Annotated in this window: 15 protein-coding genes and 1 tRNA gene; 5 read left to right on the forward strand and 11 right to left on the reverse strand. The window is 58.8% G+C overall.

What is annotated here, in order from left to right:
• Window positions 1-71: 71 nt before the first annotated feature.
• The 11 genes from AC1DIS_RS16955 to queA all read right to left on the reverse strand — a co-directional run bounded on the left by AC1DIS_RS16955 (window position 72) and on the right by queA (window position 12,588).
• On the reverse strand, window positions 72-1,427 hold the full coding sequence (locus tag AC1DIS_RS16955) for a transporter substrate-binding domain-containing protein (protein WP_477744502.1): 1,356 nt from the start codon (window positions 1,425-1,427) through the stop codon (window positions 72-74).
• Between the two features lie 133 nt (window positions 1,428-1,560).
• Window positions 1,561-2,970, reverse strand: a complete 1,410-nt coding sequence (gene thrC, locus AC1DIS_RS16960; protein ID WP_019651847.1) for a threonine synthase — start codon at window positions 2,968-2,970, stop codon at window positions 1,561-1,563.
• A 66-nt stretch (window positions 2,971-3,036) separates the two neighbouring features.
• Window positions 3,037-4,341 carry a homoserine dehydrogenase gene (locus tag AC1DIS_RS16965; protein ID WP_018926703.1) on the reverse strand — a complete coding sequence of 435 codons (1,305 nt, stop codon included), beginning with the start codon at window positions 4,339-4,341 and terminating at the stop codon, window positions 3,037-3,039.
• A 134-nt stretch (window positions 4,342-4,475) separates the two neighbouring features.
• The gene (locus AC1DIS_RS16970; protein ID WP_018926704.1) at window positions 4,476-5,207 is read right to left on the reverse strand and encodes a DsbC family protein; all 732 of its coding nucleotides are present in this window, start codon (window positions 5,205-5,207) and stop codon (window positions 4,476-4,478) included.
• Between the two features lie 264 nt (window positions 5,208-5,471).
• Window positions 5,472-6,368, reverse strand: coding sequence for a site-specific tyrosine recombinase XerD (gene xerD / locus AC1DIS_RS16975; protein WP_019651849.1), 897 nt, complete (start codon window positions 6,366-6,368; stop codon window positions 5,472-5,474).
• A 136-nt stretch (window positions 6,369-6,504) separates the two neighbouring features.
• On the reverse strand, window positions 6,505-7,053 hold the full coding sequence (locus AC1DIS_RS16980; protein WP_018926705.1) for a glycine zipper 2TM domain-containing protein: 549 nt from the start codon (window positions 7,051-7,053) through the stop codon (window positions 6,505-6,507).
• Between the two features lie 120 nt (window positions 7,054-7,173).
• Window positions 7,174-8,088: a protein translocase subunit SecF gene (gene secF / locus AC1DIS_RS16985; RefSeq protein WP_018926706.1), complete on the reverse strand. Its 915-nt coding sequence runs from the start codon at window positions 8,086-8,088 to the stop codon at window positions 7,174-7,176.
• 9 nt (window positions 8,089-8,097) lie between these two features.
• Window positions 8,098-9,966, reverse strand: a complete 1,869-nt coding sequence (gene secD / locus AC1DIS_RS16990) for a protein translocase subunit SecD (RefSeq protein ID WP_477780985.1) — start codon at window positions 9,964-9,966, stop codon at window positions 8,098-8,100.
• Window positions 9,967-10,029: 63 nt separating this feature from the next.
• Window positions 10,030-10,365: a preprotein translocase subunit YajC gene (yajC, locus tag AC1DIS_RS16995; RefSeq protein ID WP_007934009.1), complete on the reverse strand. Its 336-nt coding sequence runs from the start codon at window positions 10,363-10,365 to the stop codon at window positions 10,030-10,032.
• A 43-nt stretch (window positions 10,366-10,408) separates the two neighbouring features.
• Complete coding sequence (tgt, locus tag AC1DIS_RS17000) at window positions 10,409-11,524, reverse strand: tRNA guanosine(34) transglycosylase Tgt (protein WP_018926708.1); 1,116 nt, start codon at window positions 11,522-11,524, stop codon at window positions 10,409-10,411.
• A 14-nt stretch (window positions 11,525-11,538) separates the two neighbouring features.
• On the reverse strand, window positions 11,539-12,588 hold the full coding sequence (queA, locus tag AC1DIS_RS17005) for a tRNA preQ1(34) S-adenosylmethionine ribosyltransferase-isomerase QueA (RefSeq protein WP_019651853.1): 1,050 nt from the start codon (window positions 12,586-12,588) through the stop codon (window positions 11,539-11,541).
• A gap of 107 nt (window positions 12,589-12,695) precedes the next feature.
• Between queA and AC1DIS_RS17010 the strand changes: the two genes are divergently transcribed.
• The 5 genes from AC1DIS_RS17010 to AC1DIS_RS17030 form a co-directional block, all read left to right on the forward strand.
• Window positions 12,696-12,780: transfer RNA gene (locus AC1DIS_RS17010), tRNA-Leu, on the forward strand.
• 163 nt (window positions 12,781-12,943) lie between these two features.
• Window positions 12,944-14,263, forward strand: coding sequence for a tyrosine-type recombinase/integrase (locus AC1DIS_RS17015; RefSeq protein WP_477748808.1), 1,320 nt, complete (start codon window positions 12,944-12,946; stop codon window positions 14,261-14,263).
• 908 nt (window positions 14,264-15,171) lie between these two features.
• Window positions 15,172-16,149, forward strand: a complete 978-nt coding sequence (locus AC1DIS_RS17020; RefSeq protein ID WP_477748807.1) for an integrase domain-containing protein — start codon at window positions 15,172-15,174, stop codon at window positions 16,147-16,149.
• Window positions 16,146-16,421 (forward strand): hypothetical protein, encoded by a 276-nt coding sequence (locus AC1DIS_RS17025; RefSeq protein WP_477748806.1) that lies wholly within the window; start codon window positions 16,146-16,148, stop codon window positions 16,419-16,421. Before AC1DIS_RS17020 ends, AC1DIS_RS17025 begins: the two co-directional genes overlap by 4 nt.
• 196 nt (window positions 16,422-16,617) lie before the next feature.
• Window positions 16,618-17,509 (forward strand): TOTE conflict system archaeo-eukaryotic primase domain-containing protein (locus tag AC1DIS_RS17030; protein WP_477780986.1); only part of this gene is annotated, 892 nt, incomplete at its 3' end.

The following is a 17,509-nucleotide window of genomic DNA, read 5'->3' on the forward strand; positions in this document are numbered from 1 at the left end:
AGCAGGTTTTACGACTGCTGCGCAGCCGAACGCAGCCTCGCAGGCTCGGCAGCTGCTACAGGCATTGCGCTTTACGCCTGCCTTGTCCGCTTGGCCAGATCGGTCCATCCGCCCAGCAGTCCTCGCAATTGACCGTCGGCACTGTAAAACGGCACCGTCCACTGATAGATGTCCCTGACGCCGTCCTTGAACATCAACTGACGTTCGCTGAAGCGGGTCTTGCGCGTACCGAGCTGGGCCATGAACTCGGCGTGCAGTTGCTCGGCGGTTTCTTTGGGCAAGACATCGAGTTCGATCAGTCGACGCCCCTGAATCTGGTCGAAACGGGTCGACAACCCCTCTTCATAACTCTTGTTGCACATGATCAAGCGCCCCTCCAGATCACGCACGAACATCGGATCGGGCATGGCGTCTATCAAGGCATGCTGGAAGGCGAGCTGGTCATTGAGATCTTTTTCCGCGTCCCGACGTTGCTGGATCAACACCGTGAGTCGCCGGTTCCACAGCAGGGATAGCAGCGCAAAAACACTGGCGAAAAAAACGCTCCAACAGCCCCATTCGGTTATTTGCTGCCAGGTCGAAGGTGTCTGTACGGGAACAATGCCATCGAGCCACTTCAAGCGAATCGCGCGTAATTCGGCAGGCGGAAACGCTTCGAGCGCCTTGTTGAGGATGCTCAACAATTGCGGCTGCCCTTTGCGTAGCGCCAGATGATCAGCTTCCCATTTACCCTCCACCGTATCGCCCACCTTGAGCTGCCCTGACGGATAGAGCTGCGCCCCGGTTTCATTCTCGATGGTGGCGTAGGCTTCGCCGCTTTCGACCAGCGCCCTGGCCTCGGCGTAGGTTTTGACCGAACGCAGCTCGATGGACGGATAGTCGCGACGAATGGTCGCCTCCAGCGCATGCCGGGCTGGCAGCACCAGTACTCTTTTCGACAGCTGCTGCATGGATTGCACCGCTGGCGCGCCCGCTCGCCCGACGAACACCCAGCCCGCACCACCGAACGCATGACTGAAATCCAGGAACTCCTTGCGCTCCTCACTCATTGCCAGTGTGGTGCTAATGTCTGCCGCGCCGCTTTCCAGCCGCTCCAGCAATTGATCGGTGGAAAACGTCTCTTCATGGAGGAACTTCAGCCCTGTCATGGCGCTGATGCGGTTGAGCACATCGTTGTTCAACCCGCTCCAGTGTCCATGCTCATCCTTGAACAGATACAACGGGTACTGCGCCGACGCGACGGTGACCGTCGGATGTTCCGCAATCCATTGCAGCTCCTGAGCGTCTAGCCCGATAGCGGCCTCGGCGACCGCCCCCCGGGGCTCATAAGCCGCCAATTGCGCCGCCAGCCCCCATTGAGCAACGCTCATGGCGCCGACCAGAAATATCCAGCACGCAGCTGGTTTAAACCCTCTAAAAAACAGCATTGCCACTTCCTTGGTGATCGTCTCGCCCGCCCTTCATGGGCGGCTCTTCATTTACGAAACCCGACAAGTGTGGCATGCAGAAATGAGAAAGCCCGTCAGGAGACGGGCTTCAAAATGTGACAGCTTTTACCGGTTACAGTGGCTTGCCGCGGTTGCCATGCTGACTGACAAAGGCCTGCACGGCTTTCAGGTCATTCGGCAACACGGTGCAACGCTCGTCTCGCTCAAACAAATCAGAAAGATGTGCAGGTAGTTCGAGTGCTTTTCCTACACCGGCTTTTTCCACCGCGTCCGGGAATTTGACCGGATGAGCCGTGCCCAGGATCACCATCGGGATATCCAGGCTGCGACGGCATTCGCGCGCGGCCTTCACGCCGATGGCGGTGTGCGGGTCCAGCAGCTCGCCGGTTTGCTCGAAGACTTCGGCAATGGTTTCGCAGGTTTGGGCGTCATCCACGGCCAGCGAATCGAACAGCTTGCGCGCCTCGGTCCAGCGTTCCTGCTCGACGCTGAAACCGCCGCCCTGCTTGAAGGTGTCCATCAAACCGGCAATCGCCGCGCCGTTGCGACCGTGCAGGTCGAACAGCAGGCGTTCGAAGTTCGACGAGACCATGATGTCCATGGACGGCGACAGCGTGGCGTGCAGGGTTTCCTTGACGTACTGATTGCCGCTCATGAAGCGGTGCAGGATGTCGTTGCGGTTGGTGGCGACGATCAACTGGTTGATCGGCAGGCCCATGTTGCGCGCCAGGTAACCGGCGAAGATATCGCCGAAGTTGCCGGTCGGCACCGAGAACGATACCGAACGCGCCGGGCCACCCAGTTGCAGGGCTGCGTGGAAGTAGTAAACGATCTGGGCCATGATCCGCGCCCAGTTGATCGAGTTCACCGCTACCAGGCGAGTGCCCTTGAGGAAGCTCTGGTCGGCGAAGCTCGCCTTGACCATTTCCTGGCAGTCATCGAAGTTGCCTTCGATGGCGATGTTATGGATGTTCTCGCCGAAGATGGTGGTCATCTGGCGACGCTGCACTTCGGACACGCGGTTGTGTGGGTGCAGGATGAAGATGTCGACGTTTTCGCAATGCTTGCAGCCTTCGATGGCCGCCGAACCGGTGTCACCGGAGGTAGCGCCGACGATCACCACGCGCTCACCGCGCTTTTCCAGCACATAGTCGAGCAGGCGACCGAGCAGTTGCAGGGCGAAGTCCTTGAACGCCAGGGTCGGGCCGTGGAACAGCTCCAGCACCCATTCGTTGCTGTTCAGCTGACGCAACGGCGCAACGGCGTTGTGGGAAAACACGCCGTACGTTTCTTCAAGAATCTTTTTGAAATCGGCATCGGGGATGCTGCCGGTGACGAACGGGCGCATCACCCGGAAGGCCAGTTCGTGATACGGCAGGCCGGCCCAGGAAGCGATTTCTTCCTGAGTGAAACGTGGCAGGTTTTCCGGGACGTACAGACCGCCGTCGGTGGCTAGACCGGCCAGCAGGACGTCTTCGAAATTCAGGGCCGGTGCCTGGCCGCGGGTACTGATGTAACGCATGACTGACTCCAATGGACAGTGTTCGCAATGCCGGGCCCGCGTGCGGGCCCGGTGAACGATAACGGCTTAGTTCAGGTGCTCGACGCGGATCCGTACAACCGGACCGACCACGCCCGCCAAGGCTTCCAGGGCAGCGATCGCATCGTTGATGTGCTGTTCCAGCACGCGATGGGTCAGCAGGATCATCGGCACCAGGCCGTCGTGTTCCTCGACTTCCTTCTGCATGATCGATTCGATGTTGATGCCGCGCTCCGACAGGATGCTCGCCACCTGGGCCAACACGCCCGGATGGTCCTTGGCCTGAATGCGCAGGTAGTAAGCGCTTTCGCAGGCTTCGATCGGCAGGATCGGGTGGGCCGACAGCGAATCCGGCTGGAAGGCCAGGTGCGGTACACGGTTTTCCGGGTCGGAGGTCATGGCGCGAACCACGTCCACCAGATCGGCGATTACCGACGAAGCGGTCGGTTCCATACCGGCGCCAGCACCGTAGAACAGAGTCGAACCGGCAGCATCACCGTTGACCATCACCGCGTTCATCACGCCGTTGACGTTGGCGATCAGGCGATCGGCCGGGATCAGCGTCGGGTGCACGCGCAACTCGATACCGGCCGCGGTGCTGCGCGCCACGCCCAGGTGCTTGATGCGATAGCCCAGCGCTTCGGCGTAGTTCACGTCAGCGGTGGTCAGCTTGGTGATGCCTTCGGTGTAGGCCTTGTCGAATTGCAGCGGAATGCCGAACGCGATGGACGCCAGGATCGTCAGCTTGTGGGCGGCGTCGATGCCTTCGACGTCGAACGTCGGGTCGGCTTCGGCGTAACCCAGGGCCTGCGCTTCGGCCAGCACGTCTTCGAAGGTCCGGCCTTTTTCACGCATTTCGGTAAGGATGAAGTTACCGGTGCCGTTGATGATGCCGGCCACCCAGTTGATACGGTTGGCGGACAGGCCTTCACGGATCGCCTTGATCACCGGAATGCCGCCGGCCACGGCCGCTTCGAACGCAACGATCACGCCCTTCTCGCGAGCCTTGGCGAAAATTTCATTACCGTGAACGGCAATCAGTGCCTTGTTCGCGGTGACCACATGCTTGCCATTCTCGATGGCCTTGAGTACCAGCTCGCGGGCAACGGTATAGCCGCCCATCAGCTCTATGACGATGTCGATCTCAGGGTTCGTGGCCACTTCGAAGACATCGTTGGTAATCGCAATACCGGTCGTCTGGAACTGAGGCTTTGGCGTGCGCATGGCAATTTGTGCCACTTCGATTCCACGCCCGGCACGACGAGCAATTTCCTCGGCGTTGCGCTGAAGTACGTTGAAGGTACCGCCACCGACGGTCCCTAACCCACAGATGCCTACTTTGACCGGTTTCACTGTGAACTCCCCATAAAACGGCCGACTCGAGGCCGGCCGTGAAAACAGCCGCAGGTTCGCGGCTCTCTATTGATGGCCCGGCAAATGCTGCCGCCGGACCACGCTCGTCAAAGGCTGGCCGTGACGATGCGAATTTACTTCGCGCCCAGTGCCAGTTTGGCGACTTGTGGCGCAGGCTGGTAGCCCGGAATGACCTGACCGTCAGCCAAAACGATGGCCGGTGTACCGTTCACGCCAATCGACTGACCGAGGGCAAACTGCTTGGACACCGGGTTATCGCACTTGGCGGCCTTGATTTCCTTGCCATCGACCATTTTGTCCATGGCGGCTTTCTTGTCTTTCGAACACCACACGGCTTGCAGTTGCTCGTCACCCGGCGAGCCCAGGCCCTGGCGCGGGAACGCAACATAACGCACTTCGATGCCGCGTTTGTTCAGCTCAGGCACTTCGGCGTGCAGCTTGTGGCAATACGGGCAAGTGGTGTCGGTGAACACGGTGATGTGCGACTTGGTTTCGCCGATGGCCGGGTAGACCACGGTTTCAGCCACAGGAATGCCATTGATCAGTTTGGCAATGCCCAGGCGTTCGGTCTTCTCGGTCAGGTTGACCGGTTTACCGTCCTTGAGCTGGAACAGGTAGCCCTGAACCACGTATTGGCCGTCGGCGCTGGCGTAAAGCACGCGGCTGCCCTTGAGCTTGACTTCGTACAGACCTGGCAGCGGGCTGGCGGTGATGGTTTCGACCGGCACGTCGAGCTGGAGGTTTTCCAGGCTTTTACGAATGGCTTGGTCGGCCGCGTCATCGGCGACGGCAAAGGTGCTGACCAACGCAATGGCTGCAGCGGCGAAAATCTGGGTCAGACGCATGAGAACTCCTGAAGGCGGACAAATGGGACGATCAGAACGCCCGTGCCGAAACACCGGGTCATAACCGCCCATCGTGCAAACCGGCAAAGCCTACCACATAAGGCCCGTGTGGCGAGGGGGCTTGCCCCCGTTGGGTTGCGAAGCAGCCCCTCTTTGGCGATCCCTATCCGACATATGGACCGAGGCGTGAGGCTTGACGACTGCTGCGCAGCCGAATGGGGGGCAAGCCCCCTCGCCACAGGGTTTGTAACCATCCCGCATTGATTAGCCTCTGGGGTGATGCTTGGCATGCAGATCCTGCAAGCGCGCCCGGGCGACGTGAGTATAGATCTGGGTGGTGGAGAGATCGCTGTGGCCGAGCAACATTTGCACCACCCGAAGGTCGGCACCGTGGTTGAGCAGGTGCGTGGCGAAGGCATGACGCAAGGTATGCGGCGACAGCGACTTGCCGATCCCGGCGACCTTGGCCTGGTGCTTGATGCGATGCCAGAAGGTCTGGCGGGTCATCTGCTCACCGCGCAGGCTGGGGAACAGCACATCGCTGGGACGCCCGCCCAGCAACTCGCCACGGGCATCGCGCATGTAACGCTCGACCCAGACAATCGCCTCCTCGCCCATCGGCACCAGCCGTTCCTTGCTGCCCTTGCCCATCACCCGCAGCACGCCTTGGCGCAGGTTGACCTGTTCCAGCGTCAGGCTGATCAGCTCCGTCACCCGCAAGCCACACGCGTAAAGCACCTCAAGCATGGCGCGATCACGCTGACCGATGGCCTCGCTCAAGTCCGGCGCGGCCAGCAAGGCCTCCACATCGGCTTCCGACAAGGATTTAGGCAATGGCCTACCCAGTTGCGGCATATCCACGCGCAGGGTCGGATCGACGGCAATCAGCTTTTCCCGCAGTAAATAGCGATAAAAACCACGCACACCGGAAAGGAATCGCGCCGTAGAACGGGGTTTGTAGTTTTGCTCCAGGCGCCAGGCCAGGTGATCGAGGATCAACTCGCGCCCGGCGTTGATCAGCTCCAGGCCCTTCTCCTGCAACCAGCCGTTGAACAAAGCCAGGTCGCTGCGATAGGCATCGCGGGTGTTATCGGAAAGGCCTTTCTCCAGCCACAGGGCGTCGAGGAACTGGTCTATCAGGGGATGATCGATGGCAGGCATGGGGGCTCAGGACTGGCGGGCAAAAGGCCGCAAAAATGAAGAGTCTTGCATAACACGTTGAAGGTGACACATGAAATTCGGGCACAAAAAAAGCATCCCTTGCGGGATGCTTCTTTTTGAGTAGACGCTCAGCTCATTACCGGGCCGGTTCGTTCTGCCCCAGGATCAGCTTGCCATCCTTGTCGACCGGAATCTGATTGCCCGGATCGCGATCCATCCGCACCTTGCCTTCCTTGCCGTCCAGCGAATAACGAACGTCGTAGCCTACGACCTTGTCGCTGATGTCATTGACCGTGTTACAGCGAGTCTGAGTCGTGGTGTAGGTGTCACGCTCCTGCATGCCTTCCTGCACCTTGTTACCCGCATAACCGCCGCCGACCGCACCGGCCACTGTGGCGATTTTCTTGCCTGTACCGCCGCCGATCTGATTGCCCAACAGGCCACCAGCCAGGGCGCCGACCACCGTACCGGCGATCTGGTGTTGGTCTTTCACCGGCGCTTGCCGGGTCACCGTAACGTCCTTGCACACTTCACGTGGAGTCTTGATTTGTGTCTTGACCGGTTCAACGGCCAGCACTTGTGCATACTCAGGGCCGCTTTTAACCAGTTTGTAGGTGGCAACAGCACCACCGGCAGTCACACCGACAGCACCCAATACCGCACCAACCAGCAACGACTTGTTCACATGAACCTCCTGGCTATAACAGACGGGACAAACCCGCGCTTCTCCCAGCCTTGGAGCATGAAAAAAGGCGCGAGTTCAACACTCGCGCCTTCTCGGCTTGCAGCAGGAAAAAGATAACCGTTATGGGCGGTCGTCGACTTCCTTCTCGCTCGTCGCCACAGGAATCAGGTCTTCGCTGTTCAGGTTCAGCCAGATCAGCACCACGTTCGCGATGTAGATAGAGGAGTAAGTACCCGCCAGAACACCGATGAACAGGGCAATGGAGAAACCGAACAGGTTGTCGCCACCGAAGAACAACAGGGCCGCGATCGCCAGCAAGGTGGAGATCGACGTCGCCATGGTCCGCAGCAGGGTTTGCGTGGTCGAGATGTTGATGTTCTCGATCAGGCTGGCCTTGCGCAGGACGCGGAAGTTCTCACGAACCCGGTCGAATACCACGATGGTGTCGTTGAGCGAGTAACCGATGATCGCCAGTACCGCCGCCAGCACCGTCAGGTCGAAGGTGATCTGGAAGAACGACAGGATACCGACGGTCACGATCACGTCGTGGATCAAGGACACGATCGCACCGACCGCAAACTTCCACTGAAAGCGGAAAGCCAGGTAGATCAGGATGCCGCCCAGCGCCATCAGCATGCCGAGGCCGCCCTGGTCGCGCAGTTCTTCACCCACCTGCGGGCCGACGAACTCGACACGCTTGACCTGAGCCGGGTTGTCGCCGCCGACTTTCTGCAGCGCTTCAGCCACCTGGTGACCCAGTTGCGGATCTTCGCCAGGCATGCGCACCAGAAGATCGGTAGTCGCACCGAAGTTCTGCACGATGGCTTCGTGATAACCGGCTGTAGCCAGTTGCTCACGCACCTTGGTGACATCGGCCGGACGCTCGTAGGTCAGCTCGATGAGCGTACCGCCGGTGAAGTCCAGGCCCCAGTTCATGCCCTTATGAAAGACACTGAACATTGCCAGCGCGGTAAGGAACAATGTGACGCCGAACGCAAAGTTGCGAACGCCCATGAAGTTGATTGTACGTAACATGGCAGCCCCTTAAATCCACAACTTCTTGAAGTCACGACCGCCGAAGATCAGGTTGACCATCGCGCGGGTCACCATGATGGCCGTGAACATCGAGGTAAAGATCCCGAGGGACATGGTCACGGCGAAACCCTTGACCGGGCCGGTGCCCATGGCAAAGAGAATCCCGCCCACCAACAAGGTTGTCAGGTTGGCGTCGAGAATCGCGGTGAATGCCCGGCCGAAGCCTTCGTTGATTGCCCGTTGTACGGTCATGCCGGCCGCGATCTCTTCACGTATCCGCGAGAAGATCAGGACGTTGGCGTCGACCGCCATACCCATGGTCAATACGATACCGGCGATACCCGGCAGGGTCAGCGTTGCACCCAGCAGCGACATCAAGGCCAGCAGCATCACCATGTTCACTGCCAGCGCAACGGTGGCGATGAGGCCGAAGAAGCGGTAGATGGCCATGATGAACAGCGAGACAAACAGCATGCCCCACAACGATGCATCGATACCTTTGGTGATGTTGTCGGTACCCAGGCTTGGGCCAATGGTGCGCTCTTCAGCGAAGTACATCGGAGCCGCCAGACCACCGGCACGCAGCAGCAGCGCCAGCTCGGACGATTCGCCCTGGCCGTTCAGGCCAGTGATGCGGAACTGGGCACCCAGCGGCGACTGGATGGTCGCCAGGCTGATGATCTTCTTCTCTTCCTTGAACGTCTGAACCGGCACGTCTTTCTCGACGCCGTTGACCACTTGCTTGACGTAAGTGGTGACCGGACGCTGTTCGATGAAGATCACCGCCATGCTGCGACCGACGTTGCTGCGAGTCGCACGACTCATCAGCTCGCCACCGTGGCCAYCCAGACGGATGTTCACTTCTGGCGTACCGTGCTCGCCGAAGCCGGCCTTGGCGTCAGTCACCTGGTCGCCGGTGATGATCAGGCCACGCTCGATCAGAGCCGGAGGACGCTTGCCTTCACGGAACTCGAATTCCTCGGAAGTGGCTTTCGAAGCGCCAGGCTCAGCCGCCAGACGGAACTCCAGGTTGGCCGTCTTGCCGAGGATACGCTTGGCTTCTGCGGTGTCTTGCACGCCCGGCAGCTCAACCACGATGCGGTTGGCGCCCTGGCGCTGAACGATAGGTTCGGCAACACCCAGCTCGTTGACGCGGTTACGTACCGTGGTCAAGTTCTGCTTGATGGAGTATTCGCGGATTTCCGCCAGCTTGGCCGGGGTCATCGCCAGACGCAGTACCGGTTGGCCATTGAGGTCGGCCGGAACAATGTCGAAATCGTTGAAGTTCTTGCGGATCAGCGCACGGGCCTGTTCGCGGGAGTCTTCATCAGTGAAGCCCAGCTGAATGGCACCGCCCAGTTGCGGCAGGCTGCGATAGCGCAGTTTCTCTTTGCGCAACAGGCTCTTCACATCGCCTTCGTAGACTTTCAGGCGTGCGTCGAGGGCTTTGTCCATGTCCACTTCCAGCAGGAAGTGCACACCACCGGACAAGTCCAGACCCAGCTTCATCGGGTGCGCGCCCAGGCTGCGCAGCCATTGCGGGGTGGTTTGCGCCAGGTTCAGTGCAACGACGTAGTCATCGCCCAATGCCTTGCGCACAACGTCTTTGGCTGGCAACTGGTCTTCGGCCTTGACCAGGCGAATCAGACCGCCCTTGCCGTTTGCCGCCAGCGTGGCCGCCTTGACGTTGATCCCGGATTCCTTGAGCGCGGTGCTCACACGGTCCAGATCAGCCTGATTGACTTGCAGCGCAGTGCTTGCACCGCTGACCTGAATGGCCGGGTCGTCAGGATATAGATTGGGAGCGGAATAAATCAGACCGACCGCCAGCACCGCCAGGATCAGAATGTATTTCCACAGAGGGTATTTGTTCAGCATCACGCCGCCCGCTTATGACGCGGGGCGCCTTGCGCGCCCCGTCGATTGAGTAGAAGTTGTAACTTAGATCGCTTTGAGCGTGCCTTTTGGCAGCGTGGCGGCGATGGCGCCTTTCTGGAACTTCATTTCAACGGTGTCGGAAACTTCCAGAACCACGAAGTCGTCGGACACTTTGGTGATTTTGCCGGCGATACCACCGGTGGTCACAACTTCGTCACCTTTTTGCAGGCTGCTCAGCAGGTTCTTCTGCTCTTTGGCGCGCTTGGCCTGTGGACGCCAGATCATCAGGTAGAAGATGACCAGGAAACCGACCAGGAAAATCCACTCAAAGCCGCCGCCCATCGGGCCTGCCGCAGGTGCAGCAGCGTCAGCCATGGCATTAGAGATAAAAAAGCTCATTTAGCACTCCAGTTGCAAATGTTGAATCTTGGGGTCAGAAAACTCAGTCCAAAGGCGGAACAGGCAACCCGCGTTTGGCGTAGAAGGCATCGACAAAGGCGGCCAATGTACCCTGTTGAATAGCCTCGCGCAAACCAGCCATAAGCACTTGATAATGGCGCAAGTTATGGATGGTATTGAGCATGCTTCCCAGCATTTCGCCGCACTTGTCCAGGTGATGCAGATAAGCGCGGGAGAAGTTCTGGCAGGTATAGCAATCGCAGGTCGGATCCAGCGGCGAATCATCATGGCGATGGAACGCGTTACGGATCTTCAGCACGCCTGTATCAATGAACAGATGCCCGTTGCGGGCATTACGGGTTGGCATCACGCAATCGAACATGTCCACACCGCGGCGCACACCCTCAACCAGATCTTCCGGTTTGCCAACGCCCATAAGGTAACGAGGTTTGTCAGCCGGCATCAGACCCGGCAGGTAATCGAGCACCTTGATCATCTCGTGCTTGGGCTCGCCCACCGACAGACCGCCGATGGCCAGGCCGTCGAAACCGATCTTGTCGAGGCCTTCCAGGGAGCGCATGCGCAGATCCTGGTGCATGCCGCCCTGCACGATGCCGAACAACGCCGCCGTGTTGTCGCCATGGGCGTTTTTCGAACGCTGAGCCCAGCGCAACGACAGCTCCATCGATACGCGAGCGACGTCTTCGTCGGCCGGGTACGGGGTGCATTCGTCGAAGATCATCACGATGTCCGAGCCCAGGTCACGCTGGACCTGCATCGACTCTTCCGGCCCCATGAACACTTTGGCGCCGTCGACCGGAGAGGCGAAGGTCACGCCCTCCTCCTTGATCTTGCGCATGGCGCCCAGGCTGAACACCTGGAAACCGCCGGAGTCGGTCAGGATCGGGCCTTTCCACTGCATGAAATCGTGCAGGTCGCCGTGCTTCTTGATCACTTCGGTGCCAGGACGCAACCACAAGTGGAAAGTGTTGCCCAGAATGATTTCCGCGCCGGTGGCGACGATATCCCGCGGCAGCATGCCCTTGACCGTACCGTACGTGCCCACCGGCATGAAGGCCGGGGTCTCGACGGTACCGCGCGGGAAGGTCAAACGACCGCGACGCGCCTTGCCGTCAGTAGCAAGCAACTCAAACGACATACGACTTTGGCGACTCATTCTTTGTCCTCAGGGCCACGTGGTGCGGGATTACGGGTGATAAACATCGCATCACCGTAGCTGAAAAAGCGGTATTCGTTGTCGACGGCGGCTTTATAGGCGGCCATGGTCTCGGGATAACCGGCGAACGCCGAAACCAGCATCAACAGCGTGGATTCGGGCAAATGGAAGTTGGTGACCAGAGCATCGACCACATGAAACGGCCGGCCCGGGTAGATAAAGATATCGGTGTCGCCACTGAACGGCTTGAGCACGCCATCACGCGCGGCACTTTCCAGGGAACGCACGCTGGTGGTCCCCACGGCCACCACACGACCGCCGCGAGCGCGGCAGGCCGCAACGGCATCGACCACGTCCTGGCCGACTTCCAGCCATTCGCTGTGCATGTGGTGATCTTCGATCTTCTCCACGCGCACCGGCTGGAACGTGCCCGCGCCGACGTGCAAGGTCACGAATGCGGTCTCGATGCCCTTGGCGGCAATCGCCTCCATCAGCGGCTGATCAAAATGCAGCCCCGCCGTCGGCGCCGCCACCGCACCCAGGCGCTGGGCGTACACCGTCTGATAACGCTCGCGGTCCGAGCCTTCATCCGGGCGATCTATATAAGGAGGCAACGGCATGTGCCCGACGCGGTCGAGCAGCGGCAACACCTCTTCGGCAAACCCCAGTTCGAACAACGCATCGTGACGCGCCAGCATCTCGGCCTCGCCACCGCCGTCGATCAAAATCTTCGAGCCGGGCTTGGGCGATTTGCTGGAACGCACATGGGCCAGCACGCGATGACTGTCGAGCACCCGCTCCACCAGAATTTCCAGCTTGCCGCCGGAAGCTTTCTGGCCAAACAGCCGCGCCGGAATCACCCGGGTATTGTTGAACACCATCAAATCGCCTGGGCGCAAATGCTCAAGCAAATCAGTGAATTGACGGTGTGCCAGGGCGCCGCTGACCCCATCCAGGGTCAACAGGCGACTACCGCGACGCTCGGCCAAAGGATGGCGAGCAATCAGCGAATCAGGGAGCTCGAAGGTAAAGTCAGCAACGCGCATGATGGGGTTCGTCTAGCAGGGCCGGGAAGTCTAGCGGAAATATCAAAAATTCTCCATGTACCTGATTGACCAGCGGTATTCACCTCTCTATACTTCGCCGCCATTGAGCCCTGATGGCGGAATTGGTAGACGCGGCGGATTCAAAATCCGTTTTCGAAAGGAGTGGGAGTTCGAGTCTCCCTCGGGGCACCATTTGCAGTACATAGACGCCTACCAGCGTCTACGCAACACCCCTAGAGCCCGCTAACTGCGGGCTTTTTGGTCTCTGGGGTTCCATCCCCGTCCCTTGCAAGCCAGCCTCTTTTTGGTACATTTTCTGTACAGATTCCAGTTCGAGAACCGGAGGTGTACAGCCATGCCCCTCACTGCCCTGCAAGTCAAAGCGTCCAAGCCTGCCGACAAGCAATACACGCTGAGTGATAGTTCGGGTCTTGCCCTTCTAGTCCAGCCGAACGGCCACAAGTACTGGCATTTCCGCTATTCGTATCATGGTCGCCCGGCGCGCATGTCATTGGGCGTCTACCCGAGCATCTCCTTGCAGGAAGCTCGCGAACGGGCTGCCGAATGCCGCAAGCTGCTCAAGGAAGGAACCAATCCTGGAGCCAAACGCCGGGATGACAAGCAGCAGCAACGGGAGGCTGGCCTCAACACCTTCAGGCGAGCTACGGAGTACTGGTATCAGTTCAAGGCCGACTCCGGCCGCAGCCATGCGACGCTAAAGAAGATTCGCGACTACCTCGACAAGGATCTGCTACCGGCACTCGGCGAGATGCAGTTGGAGCACATTACTCGCGCCGACTGCGCGAAGTTGCAGGCCAGCATCGAAAAGCGCGGGGCGTTCAATGTGGCAGACAAGGCTCGGACTTGGCTCAAGCAAATTTTCAGTCAGGCGATTGCGCGGGGGTTGTGCGAACACAATCCGGCTTCAGAACTTCATGCCATCGCGTTGGCGCCGCCTTCCCCTGAGCACTATCCGCATTTGCATGAAAGCGAACTGCCGGAATTTCTTCAGGCACTGAGCAAGACCACCAGCCGGTTGCCGTCGAGGATTGCTTCGTGGATGGCAATACTGACGGCGAGCCGACCCGGCATGGTTCGGTATGCGACGTGGGATGAAATCGATTTTGAAGAAGGGACGTGGACCATACCGGCTGAACGCATGAAGATGCGCCGGGACTATGTCAGTCCCCTGCCCCATCAACTGATCGCGATGCTGATCAAGCTGCACCAATGCACTGGACGCAGCCGCTACCTGTTTCCGGGTAGTGGAGAGAAACGGCCCGTCATCAGCGAGAACACGATCAATCTGGTGTTTGCCAAGATTGGCTATAAAGGGCGGATGGTGAGCCATGGCGTTCGCCACACCGCGAGCACGCTGCTGCGCGAACATGGGTGGCTGAAGGATCATGTTGAAAGTCAACTGGCGCATGTCGAGGGTGGCATTGCTGGGGAGTACAACCAGGCACTGTACCTGACGCAACGGCGGATCATGATGCAGTGGTATGCCGATTATCTCGATGCGCTCAGGGCTGGGATTACGGCGAGCCTGCGGGATCAGTTTGATACGCGGGTTAATCAGTTTCTGTCGCGTAAGTCTTCGGAGCTTCTCGGAGTTAACTCGGCCGGTGGTGGCATCAGCGCCTTGGAAGATGAGCGTGGCGCATTCCAGCGCTAACACGTCAGTGAAATCTCCACAGCTTTGCCTTCCACGCGGGCCCTTCCAAGCAGGGCTGCAAAGCCGCCCTGCTTGGAAGGGCCTCACTTGAAAAATCTAAAAATCAGCATAACCGTCTTCTAGAAACCACGGATTTCCATAGACGGCTTATGCCATTCGCAGCCGCAGAATTCTCGAAAAGTCGAGCCTTGACCCTGTCTATCGGAGAGCGTAGAAAAGATCGTGCAAACGCTGTCGTTGACAGCAACCCAGGTAGCCAGAACCTTTAAGGCTACGCCACACTGTGGTGGTTCTCCCAAAGTGCGATTAGCGTCCGGCGGCTCGCACGGTCACAGCGATGTGATGGATGCCTATTTTTACCAGTTGCCCACTGCGGCAACTCATCCCCTTTCATAGCTGCTCTGCAGCAACCTATCCGCTTGGCCATTTCCTTGCGCCAACCTGCGCCCGTCTCTTTCTCCCGGAAAGAGACGGGCGCTCCAACCGCTGCTGCAGCCCAACTCGTACAAGGCTTTGCGGCATTCCCCCTCGTGACAATCGGCGTGACAAACACCGAAGTCACCAGCCACAGCGATGCAAATGATGGTGCCGCAGCCCACGGAATGGACTGCACCTGACTGACAGTCAGGCATGCCCCGGTCACCGCATCACTGCCTTCACCTGACTCAGGATCTCGCGGCGCTGGTCTCGTCAGCCAGCGCAGCCTCCACCCGCCCACTCCTTTGGAAGTGCTCAGGAGGTCAGATCATGAGATGCCCAAGCTCCCGGTCGTAAAGAGCCGCCAGTCCCGCGTTAGTGGACAACCCTCACAGGTCGCAGGGGCCTTGATCCCTGATAACACTCAGCATTCTTGGCGGGATGACGTGGGGAAAGACTTCAAACGGTTTGGCTTCGAGAGGAGTTTGATCATGGCGTTGGTCGGTAGACGGGATGGGCGCAACTTTGGCTATGGTCGGCAGCTGAGCTATGCCGGTCCGCAGGCCTTGAAAGACCTATTCGGCAGCGGGCACTACGGCACGGTCAAGGCGCACAGCGATCGTTGGCAGGCGTTTGTGCGCTGGTGTCGGTCGGAGGATGGCCCGGGGTTTAACAATGCGCGGCAGATTGATCGGCAGACCTTGATGGACTACGCCGGACATCTACGCCAACAAGTTGAACGAGGTGAGCTGGCCATCGCCACTGCGCAAAACCGGTTGTCCAGTGTGAATCGGACCATGGCTGCGCTTCGCGGTGATCAATATGTGAAAGTGCCAAGTCCGAGCAAGGCTTTGGGAACGCAGCGCATCACCGTGCGCACGACAAATCCTCAAGGCCAAGATCACGAGCAAGTGATGCTCACTGTCGATGCGCTCCGCGAACAGCATCCGCGTGCCGCTGCCATCGCACAATTGGCACGTGCCACCGGCATGCGTTTGCGTGAGGCGATTCTGGCCGACCTACCGCGACTCAAGCGTGAAGTCGAACACTACGACAAAATCAACATCCAGGACGGCACCAAAGGTGGCCGCGGCGGCGCAACCGCGCCTCGTTGGATCAGGGTGGATGACCATATTCGCGAAGCGCTCAGGTACGCCGAACAGGTCTCTCCCGACGGTAGCCGCAACCTGCTGGCACCGAACGAGAGCTACCTCGATTTCCAACGGGAAATCGTCCGCCCCGCCCGACACATCCTCCATCAGCACAATCTCAAAGGTTTCCACGAACTGCGCGCGGCTTATGCGTGCGAACGCTATGAGCAGATCACCCATCACCTAGCGCCCATCAACGGTGGCAGGTGTAGGCGCCTCGATCCACGCCTTGATCGAGAGGCACGCTTACAAATCAGCTATGAGCTGGGACATGGTCGAATCGACGTGGTATCGGCGTACATCGGTGGCCGGGTTTGAATAAACCATTCGATATGGAGATCTTCTTGGCTGGGGTGCTGACTGGAGCACATGCCACACGCAAACGTCACATCCGCCAGGCCAAGACTATTCAAGCAGCCATTTCTGAACGCTGGAACCGAGATAATCCATGGACATGGCAAAGAAAGCATCTCGTTTGGTTTTTGAACCACCACATGAACTCAAACTCGAAATCGACACGCTACTACTACCTGCTGACCACAAGCCTGATCACTCTACGCCTAGGAAAATCCTGGAATTTCCAACGTTAGCCGAATGCCAGCAACTGCGCGCTCTGTATCCCTAACTGGCAGATTGAGCCAGCCAACAATTTGATTGGGATTAGGGCGGACCTCTTGAGCCCCTGAACCTAACCTCTGTTGTTTGATAACCTCTATGTTTTACTGATGGACTGAGGGTTGTAGCTCGAGGCTACAGGCTTCACCTGAGACGTAGAGGCTGAAGGCGGTGATAGACACTAGTCTGGTGGCGAAGCTAAGGGCTGAGAATGCAAGATTGGTTGCCTTGCTGGATGCTCATGGCATCGAATGGCGCCCGCCTGCTGAGCCAGTCAAGATAGCGATTGTCCAAGCAGAACAATCACAGCAACTCGATACTGATGGAAAGCTTGCCCTATTCCGAAGCTTGTTTCGTGGTAGGACGGACGTTTATCCCATCCGCTGGGAAAGCAAGGCAGGCAAATCAGGATACGCACCCGCTTGCGCAAACGAATGGAGGCCTGGCGTTTGTGAGAAGCCCCGAATTAAATGTGGCGACTGCGGTAACCGCCAGCTGCTTCCACTGACCGATGAGGTGGTCTATCGCCATCTGGCGGGCGAAGTGGTCGTTGGTATCTACCCCCTACTCTCTGATGACACTTGTTATTTTTTGGCGGTCGATTTCGATGAGGCCGAATGGCGTGATGATTCCAAAGCTTTTGTGCAGTCATGCCATGAGCTGAACGTCCCGGTGGCGCTGGAAATCTCGCGCTCAGGCCAAGGGGCTCATGGCTGGATTTTCTTTGAGCGCAATGTTCCTGCCTGCGATGCGCGCCGCCTCGGTGCCGCAATCATCAGTCATGCCTGTGAGCGCACCCGGCAGTTGGCGCTCAGCTCCTATGATCGACTGTTTCCAAACCAGGACTATATGCCCAAAGGCGGCTTTGGAAATCTCATCGCGCTCCCTTTACAAAAGCGGGCCAGGGCCCAAAACAATAGCGTTTTTGTAGACGACTCGCTTGAGCCTCATCCTGATCAATGGGCCTTCCTGGCATCGATTCAGCGCATGAGTCCAGAAGATATCCAGCCCGTTATTATCCAGGCGATGGGTAATCGGGACCCTTTAGGGGTCGCCTATGTCG

The organism is Pseudomonas sp. 05N433 (assembly GCF_056396925.1).

Excerpts from the sequence above, each read along its gene's own strand:
- AC1DIS_RS17020 (WP_477748807.1), top strand. The coding sequence starts at position 15,172 with ATGGCGTTGGTCGGTAGACGGGATGGGCGCAACTTTGGCTATGGTCGG.
- xerD (WP_019651849.1), bottom strand. The coding sequence starts at position 6,368 with ATGCCTGCCATCGATCATCCCCTGATAGACCAGTTCCTCGACGCCCTG.
- yajC (WP_007934009.1), bottom strand. The coding sequence starts at position 10,365 with ATGAGCTTTTTTATCTCTAATGCCATGGCTGACGCTGCTGCACCTGCG.
- queA (WP_019651853.1), bottom strand. The coding sequence starts at position 12,588 with ATGCGCGTTGCTGACTTTACCTTCGAGCTCCCTGATTCGCTGATTGCT.
- AC1DIS_RS16970 (WP_018926704.1), bottom strand. The coding sequence starts at position 5,207 with ATGCGTCTGACCCAGATTTTCGCCGCTGCAGCCATTGCGTTGGTCAGC.
- tgt (WP_018926708.1), bottom strand. The coding sequence starts at position 11,524 with ATGTCGTTTGAGTTGCTTGCTACTGACGGCAAGGCGCGTCGCGGTCGT.
- AC1DIS_RS16955 (WP_477744502.1), bottom strand. The coding sequence starts at position 1,427 with ATGCTGTTTTTTAGAGGGTTTAAACCAGCTGCGTGCTGGATATTTCTG.
- thrC (WP_019651847.1), bottom strand. The coding sequence starts at position 2,970 with ATGCGTTACATCAGTACCCGCGGCCAGGCACCGGCCCTGAATTTCGAA.
- secF (WP_018926706.1), bottom strand. The coding sequence starts at position 8,088 with ATGTTACGTACAATCAACTTCATGGGCGTTCGCAACTTTGCGTTCGGC.
- AC1DIS_RS17015 (WP_477748808.1), top strand. The coding sequence starts at position 12,944 with ATGCCCCTCACTGCCCTGCAAGTCAAAGCGTCCAAGCCTGCCGACAAG.